This window comes from Thermopetrobacter sp. TC1 (genome assembly GCF_000746275.1).
Taxonomy (GTDB): domain Bacteria; phylum Pseudomonadota; class Alphaproteobacteria; order Rhizobiales; family Aestuariivirgaceae; genus Thermopetrobacter.
In genome coordinates this window covers 1-19,150 of sequence record NZ_JQKX01000006.1, presented here as the reverse complement: position 1 = coordinate 19,150, position 19,150 = coordinate 1, and the positions used below count along the sequence as shown (strand labels likewise).

The following is a 19,150-nucleotide window of genomic DNA, read 5'->3' as shown; positions in this document are numbered from 1 at the left end:
GGGCGACTTAGCGCTGCGCTTGCGGCCCGACCCCCTCCCGGCGCTTCGCGCTAACCTCCCCCTATCAGGGGGAGGTTAGGATCATGCACTCTTTCTGCCTGCAGCCCGCTGCACTGGGACCAATTGAGCTTCTGACGACAAGTGTTTGTTTAATTCGTTGGAAAACCATGGGAAAACGTCATTTCCGGGCGCCGTTGTTCAGCCCGGGGACATAGCTGACAGGTGTTCGGGGACATGGTTGACACTATAGCCAGGCCAGTCCCGGAAAAAAGCATTTGGTCAGCTGGGAGTATCGTTGCAAAGGAGTGCATCTTCGCCCAGCGCCTCACGCGGCGGATAGAAAACGCCCAGGATACACTCCGGATTACGCACACAAATCTGGGTGTGCGTGCGCTCCTTGAAACCGGCGCCGGGATAGGCCCAGCCGCCCTCGGTGAAGATGCCCTTCACGGTGTCCACCGGTGTGCCATTGTCTTCCAATAATTGGCAAGTTTGATTTATGACCACACAGTCCAGGCGGCGGATGAGGCGATCACCATCCTTTTCATGTGCCCTGCTGTTTTCCGGCAGCGGCACGCCTCGTTCGGCATAATCGCCTTTCAGGGCAAGGTAGCCAAGCTTTACATGTTCAATGCCCGCCGAGGTGGTCAGGTCCAGACAATTGCCGAGATTGATGATCGCGCCCACAACGGCGGGAACAAATTCTTTCTGAAGCCGTGCCCTTTCCCTCGCCCATTCGCAGGCGCGACGCGGGTTTTCCAGCCAGAAATAAATGCCATGCCCCAGCCAGTCGTAACTGTTCTCGCTGCGGCGAAACAGCTCCCGGCGGCGAATCAGGCGCTCGGCCACACGCCTGTCACACCCGTGAAAGCCCAGAACGAAGCAGGCAGACAGGTTATGCATGCCGATGGAAGAGAATCACGTCTTCTTTTCCACATCGTCGAAAAAGTAGGGGTTGGGCGTGCCATCCTCGAAATAGACACCGATTTTCTTCAGCGCCTCGAAGGCCTCTTCCTTCGTCTTTGGTCGCTTGAGATAGTCCTCGACGATCTTTTTCATCCGGCGCCCTTCGGGCGTCGTCACCTTGATCTTTTCCAGTTCCTTCAGGAGCGGATTCATCGGCGCCATCCCATCAATCGCGGTTGCCAGCATCCTGGTCGCTGATCAGCTGACCAGCTAGAAACGCCATCTCGCCACGACTGCATGGATCATGACGTTTCCTTGCATGAAGGAACATAACACAACGTTTCCTTGATAGGCCAGAAAAGGTCATGCCTGTGTCTTCATGAAGTCATGTTTCAATCCATCACCGCCCGGCAGGGGCGGATAGCCCAGGGCGGCGCGTTTTTCGTTGATGGTGAGGAAATCGCTGTCACGCACCTGCTTCCAGCGGGCCTCGCGCTCCGGCGCATAGGCCTCCAGCGCGTCCACATCCGGCACAAGATCAAGCGTCTCCATGCCATAAGCCGGCGCCAGCCAGACGTTGAGATGCTCCGCCAGCCGCCGCGCCAGCGGCAACACGCTCATGCGCCAGAAGGCCCGGTTGGCCTCGGCGAAGTTGCTGTAGGTATTGTCGCCGGGAATGCCAAGCAGCATGGGCGGCACGCCAAAGGCCAGCGCAATCTCCCGCGCTGCTGCGTGGCGCAGCGCGATGTGTTCCATGTCCTTCGGGCTGTGCGCCAGCGGCATCCACTCAAGTCCCCCTTCCAGCACCAAGGGGCGCCCCGCGTTCTGCGCTCCGGCATAGGCCGTCTCCAGCTCATCCTTGAGCCGCGCCAGCTGCTCCGTGGTCAGCCCGCCGCCTTCGCCGCGATAGATGAGCGCGCCGGAGGGCCGCGCCGCATTGTCGAGAAGCGCCTTGCTCCAGGCCGCCGCCGCATTGTGAATGTCCACCGCGCGCGCACAGGCAGCAAAGGGCGATAGGCCCTCGATATCCGAAAAGGGCGAGAACAGCTTAAGATGCATCACCGGCGTAATCGGCTCATCGGGCCCCTGGCGCAGGGTGATGTGCCGCCCGTTCGCCTCATAGCGCCAGGCCGCGGGCCAGCCCGCCTCGTCGGTGATGATCTCCACCCGTTTCGGATCCAGAACATGCAGCGCCACCGGCGCACCATCCAGCAGGCTAGCCCGCAGAAAGCCATTGCCGGCGATCAGGGTGTGCGCAATCAGCGCCTCGATCAGCTCCCGCCCGGCCTGCAGCGCATTGGGCCGGTGCAGAAGCGCCAGCGCCTTCTCAGCCGCTGCGCGCTTCTCGCCGCTTCCTGCTGTGCTTTTCAGCGGCACAGCGGCCACCGCCCGCGCAATCATGGTCACACAGCGATAGGCCACGGGATTGCCGGCAAAACCCTCGCGCGCGAAGGCCTGGGCGTTGCCGGGCGACCATTCCGGCGCCAGCAGCGTATGCAGTTCAAAAAAGCCGCAGGAAAAACCGCGCCGCTCCGGCGCCTCGGCATGAAAGGCCGCCGTTTTTGCAAAAGCGCCAGGAGAGGCGGGCGCAAATCCCCGCATCCTTTTTTCTTGCGCGCGGGCAAAGGGCATCACCCGCTTGAAAGCCGCGCGCAAGCGGGAAAACATCGTTGGCATCGGATCACCTGAACGGAACTGTCGGATGAAGCGGTTCGTCAGAGGCGAAAAAAGAAGAGGCGCCGGATTTCTCCGACGCCGGCCCGGAGATGCGATCCCCGGGGAGGTCATATGCCTGTAGCGAGATTTAAGCTTGAAAATTCTTCCTGTCAATGGCTAATAAAGGTCGTCCACAATCATGCCTTGTAAAGATTGAAAAATGGTTTACCTAATGACCAGGAGCTAATGAGAGGAAAGTCCCTTGGAAAGAGTAATAACATATATAGATGGATTTAATTTGTATTATGGCTTGAGAGAAAAAAATTGGAAAAGATTTTATTGGCTTAATCCTGTATCATTGTCAGAGAAATTACTCAAGAGCAACCAGGTTCTGGTCGTATGTCGTTACTTTACTGCGAGAATAAAAAGTAGTGATCATGGTCACCAAGATGCTAATAAGCAGAAAGTTTATTTAGATGCGTTAAAAACATTAGATAATTTAGATTGTATATATGGAAAATATATGATTAATTATAGGAACTGCTTTAAATGTGGATGTAAGTGGGCAGAACCCAAAGAGAAGAAAACAGATGTTAATATTGCAACACAGATATTAATTGATGCTTTTAATGATAAATTTGACACCGCTATTATTGTTTCTGGTGATAGTGATTTATCTCCGCCGATAAAAGCTATAAGAAATTATTTTCCGGAAAAACGAATCATTGTCGCCTTTCCACCCAAACGCGTTTCTGTTGAATTGAAACAAGTGGCTAATGCTTATCTTTATATTGGCAAGGATAAACTTAAAAATTCACAATTACCTCAACAGATCAAATTATCGAATGGTCATATATTGAAAAAACCAGAAAGTTGGATATAAAGCTTCAATTTATCTTCGAAAAGGTTTTTCGCCCTCTTGAAGAAACAATTCGGCAGGTTTCAGAGCCTGATCAACAGACTTATTTCTTCCGACTCAGTCAAGTGATGGTATCTTTCTTCACTTCCTCCATGGAATCATAGCATTACCTAGCCTGTCCCAGGCATGAACCGGTATCCCGGCAATCCGGGGCCAAGGATGAGGCGTTTTTGGAAAACAACGGCATACGCCAACCGGCCAGACCCAGGCCGTATGAAAATAAAATGCCGGAACGGGATTGTATCCCGTTCCTTAAACATTTTGGCGGGGCTTTCAGCCCCGCCTGAGGATGAATGGCGGGGTAATATACCCCGCCAAAACGTTCCGGAAGGATATATAATATCCTTCCGGCGGAAAGCTTGAGCCCGGAAGAATCGTTCCTGACGGCCATCACCGCATGCGTAAACCGCCCCTGGATACCCGGGATAAGCACACTGCGCGACACAACGCTGCCATCTTACTCGTCACCCCGGCGAAAGCCGGGGTCTTAAGTTACAAAGCATGTGATTGTGGTCTGAGATACCGGCTTTCGCCGGTATGACGGTATAAGTGTCGTGTAGTATGCGGGACACGCCCGGGCATGACAAAAGAGTGCGTAAATTCAATGCCTTAACAACGATCTTCTACCTTGCTGCAAGGTAGGATTGACTGCATTTGTCCTTACTCTCCCCATTGCGCCACAGCCTTACCTTGCCTGCCCCGGGCTTGAACCGGGATCCCGGCAATCCAGGGGCGGCGGGCAGGAAGAGCGCACGATCCTCACCTCCCCCTGATAGGGGAGGGCGGCGCGAAGCGCCGGGTAGGGGACGAGCGGCACGCTCATGACCATGTTGCCTGCCCCTTACCGCCGGAAGGACATTGCACATCCTTGCCCGACGTTTTGGCGGACTTTTAAACCCTGCCAAACAGCCCGGAGCGGGATGCAATTCCATCAAGCCCGCACGTTGGGCCTGCGTGCTGCTTCACTCACCAAAACAGTCCGGACCCGGACAAGATCCCGTCCCAGCAAGGGGGTTCAGCCCCGCTTAAAGCGCGGATGGCGGGGGACCATATCCCACCAAAACGTTCCGGAACGGGATTGTATCCCGTTCCAGCAAGAAAATTCAGCACCACAGCAAAAAGATCACCCCTTGCGCTCCCCCGCAACGCACCATGATCATTGTTCCCATCACGCCCCGCGTTGTTCTCTTCCGCAGAGCGCATCGATAAACATCCATTCCTCTTGCCCCAGCCGCCCTTAAGCAGCTCGCCCACTCTTCCGAGTGTGCCAGGCCTCATAGCACGCAGCGGCACGGATGTCAAGAACAAAATTCAAACAAAACGAAAATAATTCATAAATATTTGAAAAATCAGATCTCTTTGTTGCCCCCTTCCGCCTTGTCGCCAAAACCCGCCTCTTCGCGGCTGGCAAGAAAGGCGAGGGCATCGGCCAGGATGCGTTCATGGTCGAAGGCCAGCGGCCGCGCCTGCGAAACCGGCAGCCACTGCGCCGCGGCCGCATCATCGGCCGCCTTTGGCTCAGGCGGCGGCCAGTCGAACAGCGCCAGCCACACCCCCGTCACCGTATGCCCGCGCGGATCGCGCCCGGGATTGGAATAGATGCCAAGCAGCGGCATCGCCTTGGGCGCGTGAATGCCCGTTTCCTCGAAAAGCTCGCGCCGCGCGGTGGTTTCAAGATCCTCACGATCCACGTCCAGAAACCCGCCCGGCAGCGCCAGATGCCCGGCAAAGGGCGGATTGGCCCGCTCAATCAGCAGAACATGCCATGCACCATCCTCATCGCGGCTGAGCGCGCAGACGTCGGCCGTCACCGCCGGCCGCGGCCAGTCATAGCAATAGGGCATGGCAATCCTCCCGGCAGAAGAAGCACGCAATCGCTTCAGCATCAGGTCGGATGATCATCCGGCCTCGCTGGCCTTCCTCCCCCTCTCTGCCCGCCATGCCAGAAACGCAAGCTTAATGCAACCAATAGCCGCTTCAAAGCGGGCGGAAAAACCCCCATGTCAGGAAGGGGAGCGAAACGGCGGCTGTCATGAACCATCAAGAGGTGTTCGCATGCTCTCCCGCCGTGCATTGATCGCCGCACTCGCCGCCATGGGCATCTCCCTGTTCGCCGCAACGGCCGTGCAGGCCTATGATGGCGAATATTTCGAGGTCTGCCGGCTCGATCCCTATGGCGACAACTATCTGTCCCTGCGCACCTGCCCCTCCACGCGCTGCCGCGAGATCTTCCGCATGGGGCCGGGCACGCAGGTCGTCAGCATCAACCCCGATCCCGTCCGCGGCTGGTGGGAGATCGAAATCCTCACCGGCCCAGGAGAGGGCATGCGGGGCTGGGCCTTCGGCCGCTACCTCTGCCGCTATTGAAAGGCAGATCAGCCGGATTCTGCTGCGGGTGACGAAAACAGGAGAGAATCAGGTTTTATCGCCGCGCTGCTGGCGCTGAAGCCGCTCTTTCAGCAGGCCGTCGATGATCCGGCAGGTACGCTCCAGATCGGCTATGGCCTCTTCCAGCTCAATGCGCTGCTGGCGCAGGGCCTGCAGCCGCTCGTGCATCTTGCGCGAGGCCACCTTCAGCTGCGTGATCTGCCCGTCCTTGATGTTGGCAAGATCAAGCATCTCCTTGATCTCGGCCAGCGTGAAGCCGACCTTCTTGCCCCGCAGGATCAGCTTCAGGCGCGATCTGTCCTTGTGGCTGAAAATGCGCGTCCATCCGCGGCGTGAGGGATGCAGAAGGCCCTTCTGTTCATAAAAGCGCAGCGCCCGCGGGGTAACGCCGAATTCGCGGCACAGCTGGGTGATGGTGTAGGTGCGTTCACGCGGGTTTTCGCCCGTGCCTTTGCCGTGCGTGCCGGCTGCGGCAGGGGCGTTTCCCGCGCTGTTCTGGTTTTCGTTCATCTGTCCGCTCCCGTGTCCCGGATGCCGGTGAAAACCGGGCATCCCTCGCCCTCGTAAGTGTGGTAATAATTTCTAACCACTTTTTGTGATTTGGCAAGCCAACCAGCGCCTATGGCGTGCGTGCGATGCGCCGTCAATTAATCATCCGTCTACGGACTTTTTGCATCCAACCTTTTGATCTTCTCGTCAAGATGACGTTGGTGCCGGTTTAACGCACGCCGGGCGCCCCTTCCGTCGCTGTAGGCCAGGCGGATATCCTGAAATGTGCGCACACGGGAGTTGCAGAATCCGCATATCTCATTGTCCGCAAGACGCAGAACATGGAAAAACCCTCTTTTCCGGCGAGGTTTCAACTCCGCCAGAGGATTGGATGGCGGGGTAACATACCCCGCCTGAACGTTCCGAAACGGGATGCAATCCCGTTCCGGCAGGTATTTGGCAGGGGAAATGCATGGTCCTCACCTCCCCCTGATAGGGGGAGGTCGGCGCGAAGCGCCGGGTGGGGGTCGGGCCGTACGCGCATGCGTGGATGGCTCAAGATACTGGCTGATCTAAGGCATGATGCTGCGGGTGTCGTGAAGCGGGGAAAATCACCCCATTAAGGGAATGTTTACCGCTTTCGTTAACCTTATGGGCGAACCAGTCCATGCCCGCCGTGTGCCCGCCCCGGGCCAGGCAGGGCGGAAATACTCGTAAGGGATCGCAAGGTATGAAGGCGGCAGGATCCTGGAACATCGACGATATCGACGGCAAGGCCCGCGAGGCGGCGCGGCGCGCGGCCGAAGAGCGCGGCATGAGCCTTGGTGAATGGCTCAACGAGATGATCATGCGCGAGGCCCGCGCCATGGCGGCCAATCCGGATGAAAAGGCGCCGGCCTCTCCTGCGCGCGCTGATGAAAAGGCCGAATTCCCTGCGCCTGCGCAGGACGATGCCGTTGGTGACCTTGCCCGTCGCATTGATGATCTCGCCAATCGTCTGGAACAGCTCTCCCGTTCCGAGCAGATGACTGCCGCCGGCCGCTTCATGAACGATGCCGATCCCAAGATTCTCGCCGGCATCGTCGCCCGTATCGAGGAGAACGAGGAGCGCACCGCCCGCACGCTGGAAGAGATCGGCGCCCGCATCGAGGAGCTTGCCGGCAGCATCACCCGGCTGCGCGAGGAGGGCGGCCGCCCGGATGGTCATGAGCTCGAGGCCGCCCTGCGCAATGTCATGGAGCACATCGAGCTCTATGAACAGCGCAATGCCCGCGTGCTCGACGAGCTGCGCCAGCGGCTGGACGATGTCGGCGCCCGCGCCGCCGAGGCCCTGCGTCTGGCCGCCGAGGGCAGCAAGCGCGAGGATCTCCGCGTCATCGAGGAACGCCTGCAGGCGCTCGCCACCCGCATGGAGAAACTGCGCGGCGAGACCCTCTCCGAGGCCCGCGGCATGGTGGAAAGCAGCATCTCCGGCCTCGGCGAACAGCTTCAGGCCGTGCATGCCGCCTCCCGCGAGCTGCCCGAGCGCGTGGAAAAACTGGTCACCGATGTCGCCGGCCGCCGCTTCAACGAGGTGGAGCGCCATATCGAGGACATGGTCGGCCGTCTGCGCGCCAAGCTGGAGGAGATGGCCTCCGGTGTGCTTGATGTGGAGCGCATCGGCGCGCAGGTGGAGCGCATCAACAAGCGCCTCGATGAGCTGGCCGAGGAGGCCGTCAGGCAGGCTGAGGTCGAGGCCCTGCGCGAGACGCTGGAGAAGCTCTCCCTGAAGGTGGAGGACAAGGCCGACCGCGAGGAGGTCAGGGCCCTTGCCGAGCGCCTGGAGGAGATGACCGCCATCCTCAAGGAGGAGCGCCGCGTTCTCGCCGAGGATCCGGAATTCGCCGAGCTCTCCCGGCGCATCGATGCTCTGGAGCAGGCGCTTTCCGAGCTGTCGGGCCGGCAGGCCCGCCCGGAGGACATCGCCCGCGTCGAGCAGCTGGTGCAGGGGCTGGAGGAGCGCCTCACCGGTGCGGAACAGCAGCTCTCCTACCTGCCGCAGCTGGAAAGCTCCGTGGCCCGGCTCTTTCAGTCGCTTGAGGCCACCACCGAGGAAACCCGCCGCATCGTCGAGGAAACCGCCCATGAGATCCTCGCCGAACGTGAGGAGAATGCGGGCGCGAAGAGCGACGTCAGCGCCGAGGAGATTGCTGCCCTGCGCGAGGGGCTGGATGCGGTGCGCGCCGCCGCCGAGGAGGCCGATACCCGCACCCAGGAAACCCTCAAGGCCGTTCACGAAACCCTGGAGCGCATCGTCGATCGCATCGCCGAGCTTGAGGAAAGCCAGGAGCGCCTCACCGAGCGCACCCTCGATCTCGTGGAGAAGCATGCCGAGGGCATGGCCGCCACGGCCGCCGGCGCGGGCGCTGCCGCCGGTGCAGCTGCCATGGCGGGCATGGGCGCGGCCGGCTTTGCCATGAGCGCCGATCCCGCGCAAGCCTCCGTTGATCCCGCCATGACCGGGCTGGAGGGCATGCTCCCCCAGGCCATGGATCCGGCCATGACCATGCCCGGCATGGAGGGGGGAGCCAGCGGCATGCCTGGCATGGAAAACGCCGCCGCCGGCATGCCCGGCATGGACGGCTCCGCGCCGATGCCGCAGGCCGGGGAGGGTAGCGAATCCGGCCCACAGGAGCCGCAGGGCATGCAGGGCATGGATCCGGCCGCGGCCGCCACGCAGGCGCCCGAGATGGCCCCGTCCGGCGATGCCGCCGCCATGCCGCAGTTCGATCCGGCCGAGATCCTCGCCGCTGCCCGTTCCGTGGATGGCGATGCCAGTGCCCAGGCCCCGCAGGGGGCGGAGCAGGGCATGCCCGGCATGCAGGCGCCGGGTTTCACCGCCCCGGGTGCGGAAAACATGGGCGCGCCGCAGATGAGCAATCCTTTTGGCGAATCCGCCGAGGCAAGCGGCCTGGACAAGGATTTCATCGCCGCCGCCCGCCGCGCTGCTCAGGCCGCGGCCGAACAGGGCGGTGGCGCCCAGCAGCATGCCTCTGGGGAAACGGGCTCGCTTCTTGACCGCTTCCGCCGTCGTCATGCCCGCGGCGGACAGGCCGAACCCCATATCGGCGCACCCGCCGCCACCGCCGATGAGACGGCCGACGCTGCGGCCACCGAGGCCGCGGATGATACCCAAAGCACGTCTGCCCTCTCCGGCCTCATGGATCGTTTGAAGGGCCTCACCGGCAAGAGCGCGGGCAAGGACGGCGCACAGAAATCCGCAAACCCGGGCAAGGCGGGAGAGGAAGGCGGCTCGCGCCGCGGCCTGCTCATTGCCGCCGCCGCCCTGCTGGTTGCAGTGCTCGGCTGGGCCTATACCCAGACCGGCGGTGGCGACAAGGCCGTCATGGCCCCTGCCGAGCCGGTGGTGGAAAAGGCCCCGGCGGAAAATGGCAAGGGCGCCAAGGTCAAGCCCGGCAAGGAGACCAAGGCCGGCGCCAAGGCCAAGGCGAAGGCCAAGAGCAAGGTCAAGGCCAAGGCCGGCAGCAAGGCACGAAAACACAAGCAGCGCTCCGATCTGCTTGCGCCTGAGAAAGACACCCCCACGCGTCTTGCAGAAACAGGCGCGGCCGATGCCCTGCAGACCGCCTCCATCACCCGCGGTGATGATCCGGCCCGCATGGCTGCCGTCACCGCAACCTCCACCGCGGCCGCCACGCGCGCCGCTTTGGCCGAACAGGCGGCCACCGCTGCCGCATCCGAAGAGCCGCTGCCGCTGTCGCTGGGCACGCCCGCCCTGCGCATCGCCGCGCAGAAAGGCGATGCCCGCGCCATGTATCTCGTCGGCATTCATTACATGACCGGCAAGGAGGTGACCAAGGATCCCGCCAGGGCCGCGGTCTGGTTCCGCAAGGCGGCGGAAAAGGGCCTTGTGCCCGCGCAATATCGCCTCGGTCTCCTCTATGAGCGCGGCATCGGCGTGGCCAAGGATCTTCAGAAGGCCCGGCAGTGGTATGAGCGCGCCGCAAAGGCCGGTAACGTCAAGGCCATGCACAATCTGGCCGTTCTCCTCGCCAGCAGCGGCGAGAAGGCCGATTACGCACAGGCCGCAGAGTGGTTCCGTGCCGCTGCCGAGCATGGCCTGCGCGACAGCCAGTATAACCTTGCCGTGCTCCATCAGCGCGGCCTTGGCGTGAAGGCTGACAATGGACAGGCCTATTACTGGTATGGCGTCGCTGCCCGCACCGGCGATGCCGATGCCGCCCAGCGCAAGGAGGCCCTGGCCCCCTATCTCGATGCCAAAACGCGCACCGATCTGGATAAGCGCAGCGCCGCCTTTGCGCCCAGACGCGCCAGGATGGCGGCCAACATCGCCGTCTTCGATCCCGCCTGGCGCAAGGGCGATGCGGCGCAGGCCGCCAAGGCCGGCGGGGAGAAGGTGGAAAAGGCCGCCCTTACCGCCGATGTGGCAGACAAGGTTCTCAAGGATCAGAAGAGCATCCGTCGCATTCAGGAGCTCTTGAGCAAGCTCGGCTTCGATCCCGGCCCGGCCGATGGCGTCATGGGCGTGCGCACCTCCAACGCCATTCGCCTCTTCCAGCTGCAAACCGGCATGCGCGTCAACGGACAGCCCACCCGCGCCGTGCTCCAGCGACTGGAAGAGCGCTTCCGCAACGCCCCCAACGCCGCCTGACCGGTTACACGGCAAAGGCCTCCATCACGCAGCAAGAACAAGGGGATGCCACCGCAGGCATCCCCTTTGTATTTTGTATTAAGTGTGTATGACCTTCCCACCGCCGGAAGGATATTTCATATCCTCACCCAACCTTTCGGCAGGGCAGGGGCCTGCATCGCATGGCAACCCTTGCCGGATCATGACGCGGCGATCAGCACGCCACCCATGAGGGCCACAACCGGTGCCAGAAAGGTGCAGGCGCTGCGCAGCGCGCGACAGGCCGGGTGCACCGGCCCATGAACGCTGGCGGCGGCGAGCAGAGCCAGCGTGAGCACGATCAGCCCGGCCAGCAGGGGCAGCGCCAAGGACAGCGGCGCACCCAGCGCCATCAGGACGGCCAGCGGTATATTCCGTTTCCAGATCCCGCCCGTTATGCAGGACAGCGCAAGCCCCATGGCCAGCGCCCCGGCCCAGACCATGATGATAAGAACCGCAAGGCGCGCAACCATCCCCGGCCCCAGGGCAAAAAGGCCAAGGCCGATCCATCCCGGCATGGCCAGCGCAAGCCCCTCCGCCCAGGCGCCAGGGAAGGCCTTTTCGCCTAGCGCCGCCGCTCTGTGGGCCTTATCTGCCGCTTTTCCGTGCATCATGACGAAAGGCTATCACGCTTGATACGCGAGCGCCAAAGCCGCGCCGGGCGCTGATGCGCACAAGGCCCTTTTCCGCAGCATGAAGCCGGGGGCCTATTGATCTGGCCCCGCAGGCAAAGTGTGCTAAAAGACTTTAGGAGCCTAACCGATGATTCATCGGGCCGCCCCGCGTCCCCGCCCAAGCACCTCGGTTTGGCATAATATCGGGTGGTTGGGTGGGGGCGCGGGGCGGTGGGTGGTATGAAAATTCGGCGAAAGGCGAATTTTCGTTTGAACCCTTAGAGATCCCAAATCGCATATTTAATGAGGCGACATCCTTCCGCCATGTATGAGAAGGTCACCCGCGGCATCCGAGTGAGCGTCAGGCCGGAATTCCGGCCCGATCAGTCCGACCCGGAGCGGAACTATTTCGTCTGGGCCTATCACGTGCGCATCTACAACGGCAGCCGCCACACCGTGCAGCTCATGACCCGTCACTGGCGCATCGTCGATGCCCGCGGCCATGTTCAGGAGGTGCGCGGCGCCGGCGTTGTCGGCGAACAGCCGGTTCTGCGCCCCGGCGAGAGTTTTGAATACACCTCCGGCACGCCCTTGCAGACCGAAAGCGGCTTCATGGCCGGCAGCTATCAGATGCAGGCGGAGGACGGCAGCCTCTTCGAGGTCGCCATTCCCGCCTTCGCGCTGGACGTGCCCGACACCTCCCGCCCGCTGCACTAGGGTGTATCCGGCTTTCGGAGATAGGCTTGCGACACCAAGTCTGACCGAGCCGCAAGCCTTCAAGATAACGATACTCTATCGTCAGACCGGCGTAAGCCGGTATCTCGGGCCATTGACTCATGCACCTGCGGCCCGACCCCCTCCCGCCGCTGTCGCGGCGACCTCCCCCTATCAGGGGGAGGAGAGGAGCATGCACCCTTCCTGCCTGCCGCTTGCTGCATTGAGCCGCCCGGTCTCAGGCAAAATTTTTGCGGCACCAAGCTTGACCGAGCCGCACGGCTACACGATGTCCCCCCTCTGTCGTCATACCGGCGAAAGCCGGTATCTCGGGCCATTGACTCATGCACCTGCGGCCCGCCCCCCTCCCGCCGCTGTCGCGGCGACCTCCCCCTATCAGGGGGAGGAGGGGAGCATGCACCCTTCCTGCCTGCCGCTTGCTGCATTGAGCCGCCCGGTCTCAGGCAAAATTTTTGCGGCACCAAGCCTGACCGAGCCGCACGGCTACATGATGCACCCCCCTCTGTCGTCATACCGGCGAAAGCCTATTGGTGTCCGAGGAAATTCAGGACACATGATGTTGCTGCCAAATCGATCAAGGAAAAAAGACTTTCCAAAAGTTGCACACTACACGAAACAACGTCGCCATCTTTCTCGTCACCCCGGCGAAAGCCGGGGTCTCGTGCCACAAACGCATGAGTAACTGGCCTGAGATACCGGCTTTCGCCGGTATGACGGTATAAATGTCATGTAGTGTGCATAAGTTGGAGTAAATTGTTCAACTCATTGATAAACAAGGAAAAACGTCATTGCCGGACTTGCCTGTCCCGGGCTTGAACCGGGATCCCGGCAATCCAGGGCCACAAATGAGGCGGTTATGCAGAACGACGGCGCCCGCCAGCAGGCCTGATGGGGCCGTATGGAAAGAAAAAGCCGGAACGGAATACAATCCCGTTCCGGCATGCATGAATGAAGGATCACGAGCTTGCGCTCACTTGGGCAGCTTGTCGTCCACGCCCTCCACATACCAGTTCATGCCGAGCAGGTCCTTGTCGGAGAGCACTTCGCCTTCCTTCACCCGCAGCTTGCCCTGCTGGTCGCGGATGGGGCCGTGGAAGGGGTGCAGCTTGCCGGAGCGAATGGCCTCTTCCGTTTCCATGGCCATCTTCTTCACGTCATCCGGCATGTTGGTATAGGGCGCCATTTTCACCATGCCGGCGGCCAGCCCGCCCCAGGTGTCGGTGCTCTTCCACGTGCCTTCGAGCACGGCCTTGGCGCGGCTGATGTAATAGGGCGCCCAGTTGTCGATGATGGCGGTCAGCTGCGCATGCGGGCCGAACTTGATCATGTCCGAGGCCTGCCCAAAGGCATAAACGCCCTTTTCCTCCGCCACCTGCATTGGCGCGGCCGAATCCGTATGCTGGGTGATGATGTCCGCCCCCTGCGAGATGAGCACCTTGGCCGCATCGGATTCCTTGCCCGGATCGTACCAGGTGTTCACCCAGATCACCTTGATGCGGAAGTCCGGATTGACCGAGCGTGCCCCCAGCAGGAAGGAATTGATGCCGCGGATCACCTCCGGAATGGGGAAGGAGGCGATATAGCCGGCCAGCCCCTTCTTCGACATCTTGCCGGCGATGCGGCCGATGATGTAGCGGCCCTCGTAGAAGCGGGAGGAATAGGTGGAGACGTTCTTCGCCCGCTTGTACCCGGTGGCGTGCTCGAAGAACACGTCCGGGTGGCGCCTGGCCACCTTCAGCACCGTGTCCATGTAGCCGAAGGAGGTGGCGAAGATCAGCTTGTGGCCGGAGCGCACCAGCCGCTCAAGCGCCCGCTCCGCGTCCGCGCCTTCCGGGATCTTTTCCAGATAGCTGGTCTTCACCTTGTCCCCGAGGGCCTTCTCGATCGCCTGCCGGCCCTGATCGTGCTGATAGCTCCAGCCATGATCGCCCACCGGGCCGACATAGATGAAGCCTACCTTCAGCGGCTCCGCCGCGAAGACGCGGGAGGACAGGCCAAGGCCCGTGCCCGCCGCCAGACCGGCCGCGGCCGCCAGTTTCAGTGTCTCTCTGCGATTGATGCTCATCGTGCGTGCACTCCCCGTTTGCTTCCGAGTAAACCTGTGATTGTCAAAGACGTTTGGCTCGATGCCGCGTGTGCGTCGTCTCCCTGCTCCCTTGTTCATCTTCCCCTAACGCTCGGGCACGAAAGGCTTGCCCAGGCTGGCCGGGGTGTTGGTCAGGGTCAGCACCCGGTTGCGCGAGATGATCACCAGGGCCACCACCGTTGCCAGATAGGGCAGGGCGCTCAACAGCTGCGAGGGCAGGCCGATGCCCGCTGCCTGCAGATGCAGCCCCAGGATCCACACCGTGCCGAACAGATAGGCGCCGGCCAGCACCCGCCATGGCCGCCAGGTGGCGAAGACCACGAGCGCCAGGGCGATCCAGCCGCGTCCTGCCGTCATGTTCTCCACCCATTGCGGCGTATAGGCAAGCGAAAGATGCGCACCGGCCAGCCCCGCCAGCGCGCCGCCGAAGAGAATGGCGAAAACCCGGATGCGCACAACCGGATGGCCGAGGGCATGGGCGGCGTCATGATTCACCCCCACCGCCCGCAGCATCAGCCCGGCGCGGGTGCGGAACAGAAACCAGGAGACCAGCGCCGTGAAGACGAAGGAGGCATAGACCAGCACGTCATGCGAAAACAGCACCGGCCCGAGAAAGGGCAGGGCGGAGAGGACAGGAATATTCAGCGCCGGCAGCCGCACCCCCGGCTGGCCCACATAAGCTTCGCCAATGAGCCCAGCCACGCCAAGGCCAAACAGCGCCAGCGCCAGCCCGGTGGCCACCTGATTGGCGGCCAGCTTCTGCGTGAGCGCGGCGAAGGGTGTGGAAATCAACGCTCCGGCCAGCGCCCCGGCCAGCACGCCCAGCCAGGGGTTGCCGCTGATGTGCGCCACCACGAAGGCACACACCGCGCCGGTGGCCATCATGCCCTCTACGCCGAGATTGAGCACGCCCGCGCGCTCCACCACCAGCTCGCCCACCGCCGCCAGCAGCAGCGGCGTGGCCGCCGGGATGACCGTGACGAGAAAGGCTTCCAGCCCGTTCATGATTTCGCCTCCCGCCGCTGAAGGCGCAAGCGGTAGTGAACCAGCACGTCCGCCGCCAGCACGAAGAAGAGCAGCATGCCCTGAAACGCCTGCGTCACCTTCGCCGAAAGCCCCAGGGCCAGCTGCGCCGCCTCACCGCCAAGATAGGTGAGCGCCAGCAGAAGCGCCGCAAACAGCGCGCCCACCGGCGAAAGCCGCCCGAGAAAGGCAACGATGATGGCCGTGAACCCGTATCCCGGCGAGATGGACGGCTGCAGCTGCCCGATGCTGCCCGAAACCTCACAAATCCCGGCAAGCCCCGCCAGCGCCCCGGAGATGAGAAAGCTGATCCAGCAGGCCTGCGCCATGGAAAAGCCGCCGAACAGCCCGGCCCGCGGCGCGCTGCCCATGACCTTTAAGGCAAAGCCCATGCGCGCCCGTCGCAGAAGCAGCCACAGGCCCGCCACCGCCAGCAGGGCCAGCAGCGCGCCCAGGTGCACCCGGCCGCTGATCGCGGGCAGCACGTGCCAGTCCGTAAAGGAGACGGACTTGGGAAAGTTGAATCCCATGGGATCGCGCCATGGCCCGCGCACCAGCCAGTCGAGAAACAGCTGCGCCACATAGACCAGCATCAGCGAGGAGAGGATCTCGTTGACATTGAAGCGCACCTTCAGGAAGGCAGGGATCGCCGCCCAGGCCGCCCCGCCCGCCAGCCCCAGCGCCAGCATCACGAAGAGCGCCAGCGGATCGTTCCATTCCGGCAGCAGGATGGGAATGGCCGATCCGGCAATCGCGCCCATGACCAGCTGCCCCTCCGCGCCGATGTTCCAGACATTGGCGCGATAAGCCAGCGCCAGCCCCGCGCCGATGAGCGCCAGCGGCGTGGCCTTCACCGCCAGCTCTTCCAGCGACCAGGCGGAGGTGAGCGGCTCGATGAAATAGGTCCACATCGCCAGCAGCGGGTCCCGCCCCAGCAGGGCAAACAGGACCGCCCCGGTCAGCCCGGCGGCGGCGATGGCCACCACCGGCGCCAGAAAGGCCCACAGGCGCGAGGGCTCCGCTCTCTTTTCCAGAACGATCATGGCCGCGCCTCCGCCGCATGCGTTCCGTTGTCTGCCCGCCCGTGGCGTTTTTCATGCGCGCCGGCCATGAGCAGGCCGATGGCCTCGCGGTCCAGCTCCGCCGCCGGCCGCGCCGGGGAGAGCTCGCCGCGGGAGATGACCGCGATGCGATCAGCAATCTCGAAAATCTCGTCGAGATCCTGCGAGATGACCAGCACCGCCGCCCCGGCGCGCGCCAGATCCACCAGCCGCTGACGGATGATGGCGGCCGCGCCGGCATCCACGCCCCAGGTCGGCTGATTGACCACGAAGACGCGCGGCTGCCTGTCCAGCTCGCGCCCCATGATGAACTTCTGCAGATTGCCGCCGGAAAGCGCCCGCGCCGGTTTCTCCGGCGCCGCGCCGCGCACGTCGTGTTCGCCGATGATGCGCGCGCAGATGCGCCGCGCTGCGTCCATGTTGATCAGGCCGTGGCGCACCAGGCGCTCCTGCGTCTTCTCCGAGGCGGCATGGCGCGTGAGCACCACGTTGTCGGTCAGGCTCATCTCCGGCACGCAGGCATGGCCCAGCCGCTCCTCCGGCACGAAGGCCGCGCCCGCCCGCCGCCGGGCATTGATGCCGCAAAGGGAGACATCGCGCCCCTCGATGTGGATCACCCCATGCCCCTGCGCCAGCCGCTCGCCGCTCAAGGCCCGGAACAGCTCGCGCTGACCATTGCCGGCCACCCCGGCGATGGCCACCACCTCGCCGGCGCGCACATCCAGCGACACGCCATAGAGCGCCACGCCAAAGGGCCCGTCGGCAGGGAGCGTGAGATCGCGCACATGCAAAAGCGGCGGCCCCGGCTCTTCCGGGGGCGGCGCTGCCTTCACCGCGTGAATGTCCTCGCCCACCATCAGCCGCGCCAGCGATGCCGCGGTCTCCCGTCGCGGATCGGCCACCTCCGCCACCACCCGCCCATGCCGCAGCACCGTGGCGGCATCGCAGATCTCGCGCACCTCCTCCAGCCGGTGGGAGATATAGAGAATGCCGCGCCCTTCCGCCGCCAGGGTCTTCAGGGTGGCGAACAGCTGCCGCGCCTCCTGCGGTGTCAGAACGGAAGTCGGCTCATCGAGAATGAGGATGCGCGGATCCGACAACAGCGCCCGCACGATCTCCACCCGCTGGCGTTCGCCCACGGAGAGATCGGCAATGATGGCATCGGGATCCAGCGGCAGGCCATAGGTTTCGGAAATGGTGGCGATGCGCTCTTTCAATGCGGCATCGGCCGTGCCCTGTGGCAGGGCCAGCGCGATGTTTTCGGCCACACTGAGCGGCTCAAACAGCGAGAAATGCTGAAAGACCATGCCGATGCCCAGCGCCCGCGCCTCTGCGGGCGAGGCAATGCGCACCGGCCGCCCCTCGATCAGGATGCGCCCGGAATCGGGGCGCAGCACGCCATAGATGATCTTGACCAGGGTGGACTTGCCCGCGCCGTTCTCGCCGAGCAGGGCGTGAATCTCGCCGCGGCGCAGGGTGAGCGACACACTGTCATTGGCAAGGATGTCGCCGAAGCGGCGGGTAATATCCTGCACCTCCAGCAGGGGCGGCGCATCCGGCGCGCTCTGCCCGTTCTGGGCGCCCGGCCCCTCATGCGGCGCAGCCGCCGTGCCGCCATCCTGTCCGCCCGCATCTGCCATGGCCATCGCCTGCCTGCACCCTGCTTGCACAAACGCCTCTCCTTCGCCCCTGACCTTGCCCTTGCGCCGGATCCGGGGCAGAACGCGGGGCCCATGCCCTTTTTCCCTTTCGCCCGGACAAAAGCGGCAGGTGGTCCGCGAAGAAGACCACACGATTATGCGTGAGCCTGTCACGCGGTAAAGCCCAAACCCCCGATATTTGAACAGAAATCCACCGCCTGACCGCCTTGCCGGCCACGAACGCAAGGGAGCAGGCGTGATTTGCGTCGTATAGAAAAAAGCCGGAACGGAATTGTATCCCGTTCCGGAACGTTTTGGCGGGGTATGTTACCCCGCCATCTGTGCCTAAAGGCGGGGTAAAAAACCCGCCGAAATGTTCCGGAAGGATGTACAACATCCTTCCTGCGGTAAGCCACTGAGCCCAGAAAAACCGTTCCTGACTGCCACCACCGCATGAGTAAACCGCCCCTGGATGTCCGGGATACGCCCGGGCATGACAAAAAGAGTGTGCGAATTCAATGTCTTAAAAACGATCTCCGTCCTTGTTGCCTACTACACGACACAACGCCGCCATCTTTCGCGTCACCCCGGCGAAAGCCGGGGTCTCGAACCACAGACGCATGAGTCAATGGCTTGAGATACCGGCTTTCGCCCACTGGTGTCCAAGAAAGATGATGGTTAGGTGAAAAAAGTACGGGATTGTCCGCCACTTGTGGTAAAAGTGAAGTGTCAAGGCTTGATTTGCCACAAGCGGAGGAACAATCCCGATGTTTGAACCTACCACGCTTCATCGCATTGTCCAACTGCTTCCTGACCGCCTTGTTGAGGAGGCGGTGCGCCGGCATAACAGCGACCGCTATCGCAAGCGTTTTCACACGCGGGCGCACCTGTTGGCGCTGCTGGTGTCACAACTTGGCGCTGTATCGAGCCTGCGGGATGTGGA

The 19,150-nt window shown here is 62.5% G+C and carries 15 protein-coding genes; 5 read left to right on the top strand and 10 right to left on the bottom strand.

Going from position 1 to position 19,150, the window contains the following annotated elements:
• Nucleotides 1-279: 279 nt before the first annotated feature.
• The 3 genes from EK16_RS00825 to EK16_RS00815 all read right to left on the bottom strand — a co-directional run bounded on the left by EK16_RS00825 (nt 280) and on the right by EK16_RS00815 (nt 2,508).
• Nucleotides 280-903 (bottom strand): hypothetical protein, encoded by a 624-nt coding sequence (locus EK16_RS00825; protein ID WP_038033695.1) that lies wholly within the window; start codon nt 901-903, stop codon nt 280-282.
• A gap of 15 nt (nt 904-918) precedes the next feature.
• Entirely contained in the window at nt 919-1,119 is a 201-nt protein-coding gene (locus EK16_RS00820; RefSeq protein ID WP_156098407.1) for a hypothetical protein, read from the bottom strand.
• A 150-nt stretch (nt 1,120-1,269) separates the two neighbouring features.
• On the bottom strand, nt 1,270-2,508 hold the full coding sequence (locus EK16_RS00815) for a phage portal protein (protein WP_081910122.1): 1,239 nt from the start codon (nt 2,506-2,508) through the stop codon (nt 1,270-1,272).
• Nucleotides 2,509-2,824: 316 nt separating this feature from the next.
• Between EK16_RS00815 and EK16_RS11790 the strand changes: the two genes are divergently transcribed.
• The gene (locus EK16_RS11790) at nt 2,825-3,445 is read left to right on the top strand and encodes an NYN domain-containing protein (RefSeq protein ID WP_081910120.1); all 621 of its coding nucleotides are present in this window, start codon (nt 2,825-2,827) and stop codon (nt 3,443-3,445) included.
• Between the two features lie 1,385 nt (nt 3,446-4,830).
• Here the strand turns inward: EK16_RS11790 and EK16_RS00810 are convergent.
• A complete protein-coding gene (locus EK16_RS00810) occupies nt 4,831-5,325 on the bottom strand; it encodes an NUDIX domain-containing protein (protein ID WP_051928726.1) in 495 nt (164 codons plus the stop codon).
• Between the two features lie 211 nt (nt 5,326-5,536).
• Between EK16_RS00810 and EK16_RS00805 the strand changes: the two genes are divergently transcribed.
• Nucleotides 5,537-5,848, top strand: coding sequence for an SH3 domain-containing protein (locus EK16_RS00805; RefSeq protein ID WP_038033693.1), 312 nt, complete (start codon nt 5,537-5,539; stop codon nt 5,846-5,848).
• Between the two features lie 48 nt (nt 5,849-5,896).
• On the opposite strand, the gene EK16_RS00800 is transcribed toward EK16_RS00805, so the two are convergent.
• Nucleotides 5,897-6,379, bottom strand: coding sequence for a MerR family transcriptional regulator (locus EK16_RS00800; protein WP_051928725.1), 483 nt, complete (start codon nt 6,377-6,379; stop codon nt 5,897-5,899).
• A gap of 709 nt (nt 6,380-7,088) precedes the next feature.
• Between EK16_RS00800 and EK16_RS11240 the strand changes: the two genes are divergently transcribed.
• The gene (locus EK16_RS11240; protein WP_051928724.1) at nt 7,089-11,030 is read left to right on the top strand and encodes a peptidoglycan-binding protein; all 3,942 of its coding nucleotides are present in this window, start codon (nt 7,089-7,091) and stop codon (nt 11,028-11,030) included.
• A 179-nt stretch (nt 11,031-11,209) separates the two neighbouring features.
• Here EK16_RS11240 and EK16_RS00790 read toward each other — a convergent pair whose 3' ends face one another.
• Nucleotides 11,210-11,662 carry a hypothetical protein gene (locus EK16_RS00790; protein WP_038033692.1) on the bottom strand — a complete coding sequence of 151 codons (453 nt, stop codon included), beginning with the start codon at nt 11,660-11,662 and terminating at the stop codon, nt 11,210-11,212.
• A 324-nt stretch (nt 11,663-11,986) separates the two neighbouring features.
• Between EK16_RS00790 and apaG the strand changes: the two genes are divergently transcribed.
• Nucleotides 11,987-12,379, top strand: coding sequence for a Co2+/Mg2+ efflux protein ApaG (apaG, locus tag EK16_RS00785; protein WP_038033690.1), 393 nt, complete (start codon nt 11,987-11,989; stop codon nt 12,377-12,379).
• 988 nt (nt 12,380-13,367) lie between these two features.
• On the opposite strand, the gene EK16_RS00780 is transcribed toward apaG, so the two are convergent.
• The 4 genes from EK16_RS00780 to EK16_RS00765 all read right to left on the bottom strand — a co-directional run bounded on the left by EK16_RS00780 (nt 13,368) and on the right by EK16_RS00765 (nt 18,207).
• Nucleotides 13,368-14,462 carry a BMP family ABC transporter substrate-binding protein gene (locus tag EK16_RS00780; protein WP_038033688.1) on the bottom strand — a complete coding sequence of 365 codons (1,095 nt, stop codon included), beginning with the start codon at nt 14,460-14,462 and terminating at the stop codon, nt 13,368-13,370.
• A 105-nt stretch (nt 14,463-14,567) separates the two neighbouring features.
• Complete coding sequence (locus tag EK16_RS00775) at nt 14,568-15,488, bottom strand: ABC transporter permease (RefSeq protein ID WP_038033687.1); 921 nt, start codon at nt 15,486-15,488, stop codon at nt 14,568-14,570.
• On the bottom strand, nt 15,485-16,549 hold the full coding sequence (locus EK16_RS00770) for an ABC transporter permease (RefSeq protein WP_038033686.1): 1,065 nt from the start codon (nt 16,547-16,549) through the stop codon (nt 15,485-15,487). The genes EK16_RS00775 and EK16_RS00770 overlap by 4 nt, the downstream gene beginning before the upstream one ends.
• Nucleotides 16,546-18,207 carry an ABC transporter ATP-binding protein gene (locus EK16_RS00765; protein ID WP_081910121.1) on the bottom strand — a complete coding sequence of 554 codons (1,662 nt, stop codon included), beginning with the start codon at nt 18,205-18,207 and terminating at the stop codon, nt 16,546-16,548. Before EK16_RS00765 ends, EK16_RS00770 begins: the two co-directional genes overlap by 4 nt.
• Nucleotides 18,208-18,974: 767 nt before the next feature.
• Between EK16_RS00765 and EK16_RS12620 the strand changes: the two genes are divergently transcribed.
• Nucleotides 18,975-19,150: DUF4372 domain-containing protein (locus EK16_RS12620; protein ID WP_156098406.1), on the top strand; the 176-nt coding region annotated here is incomplete at its 3' end.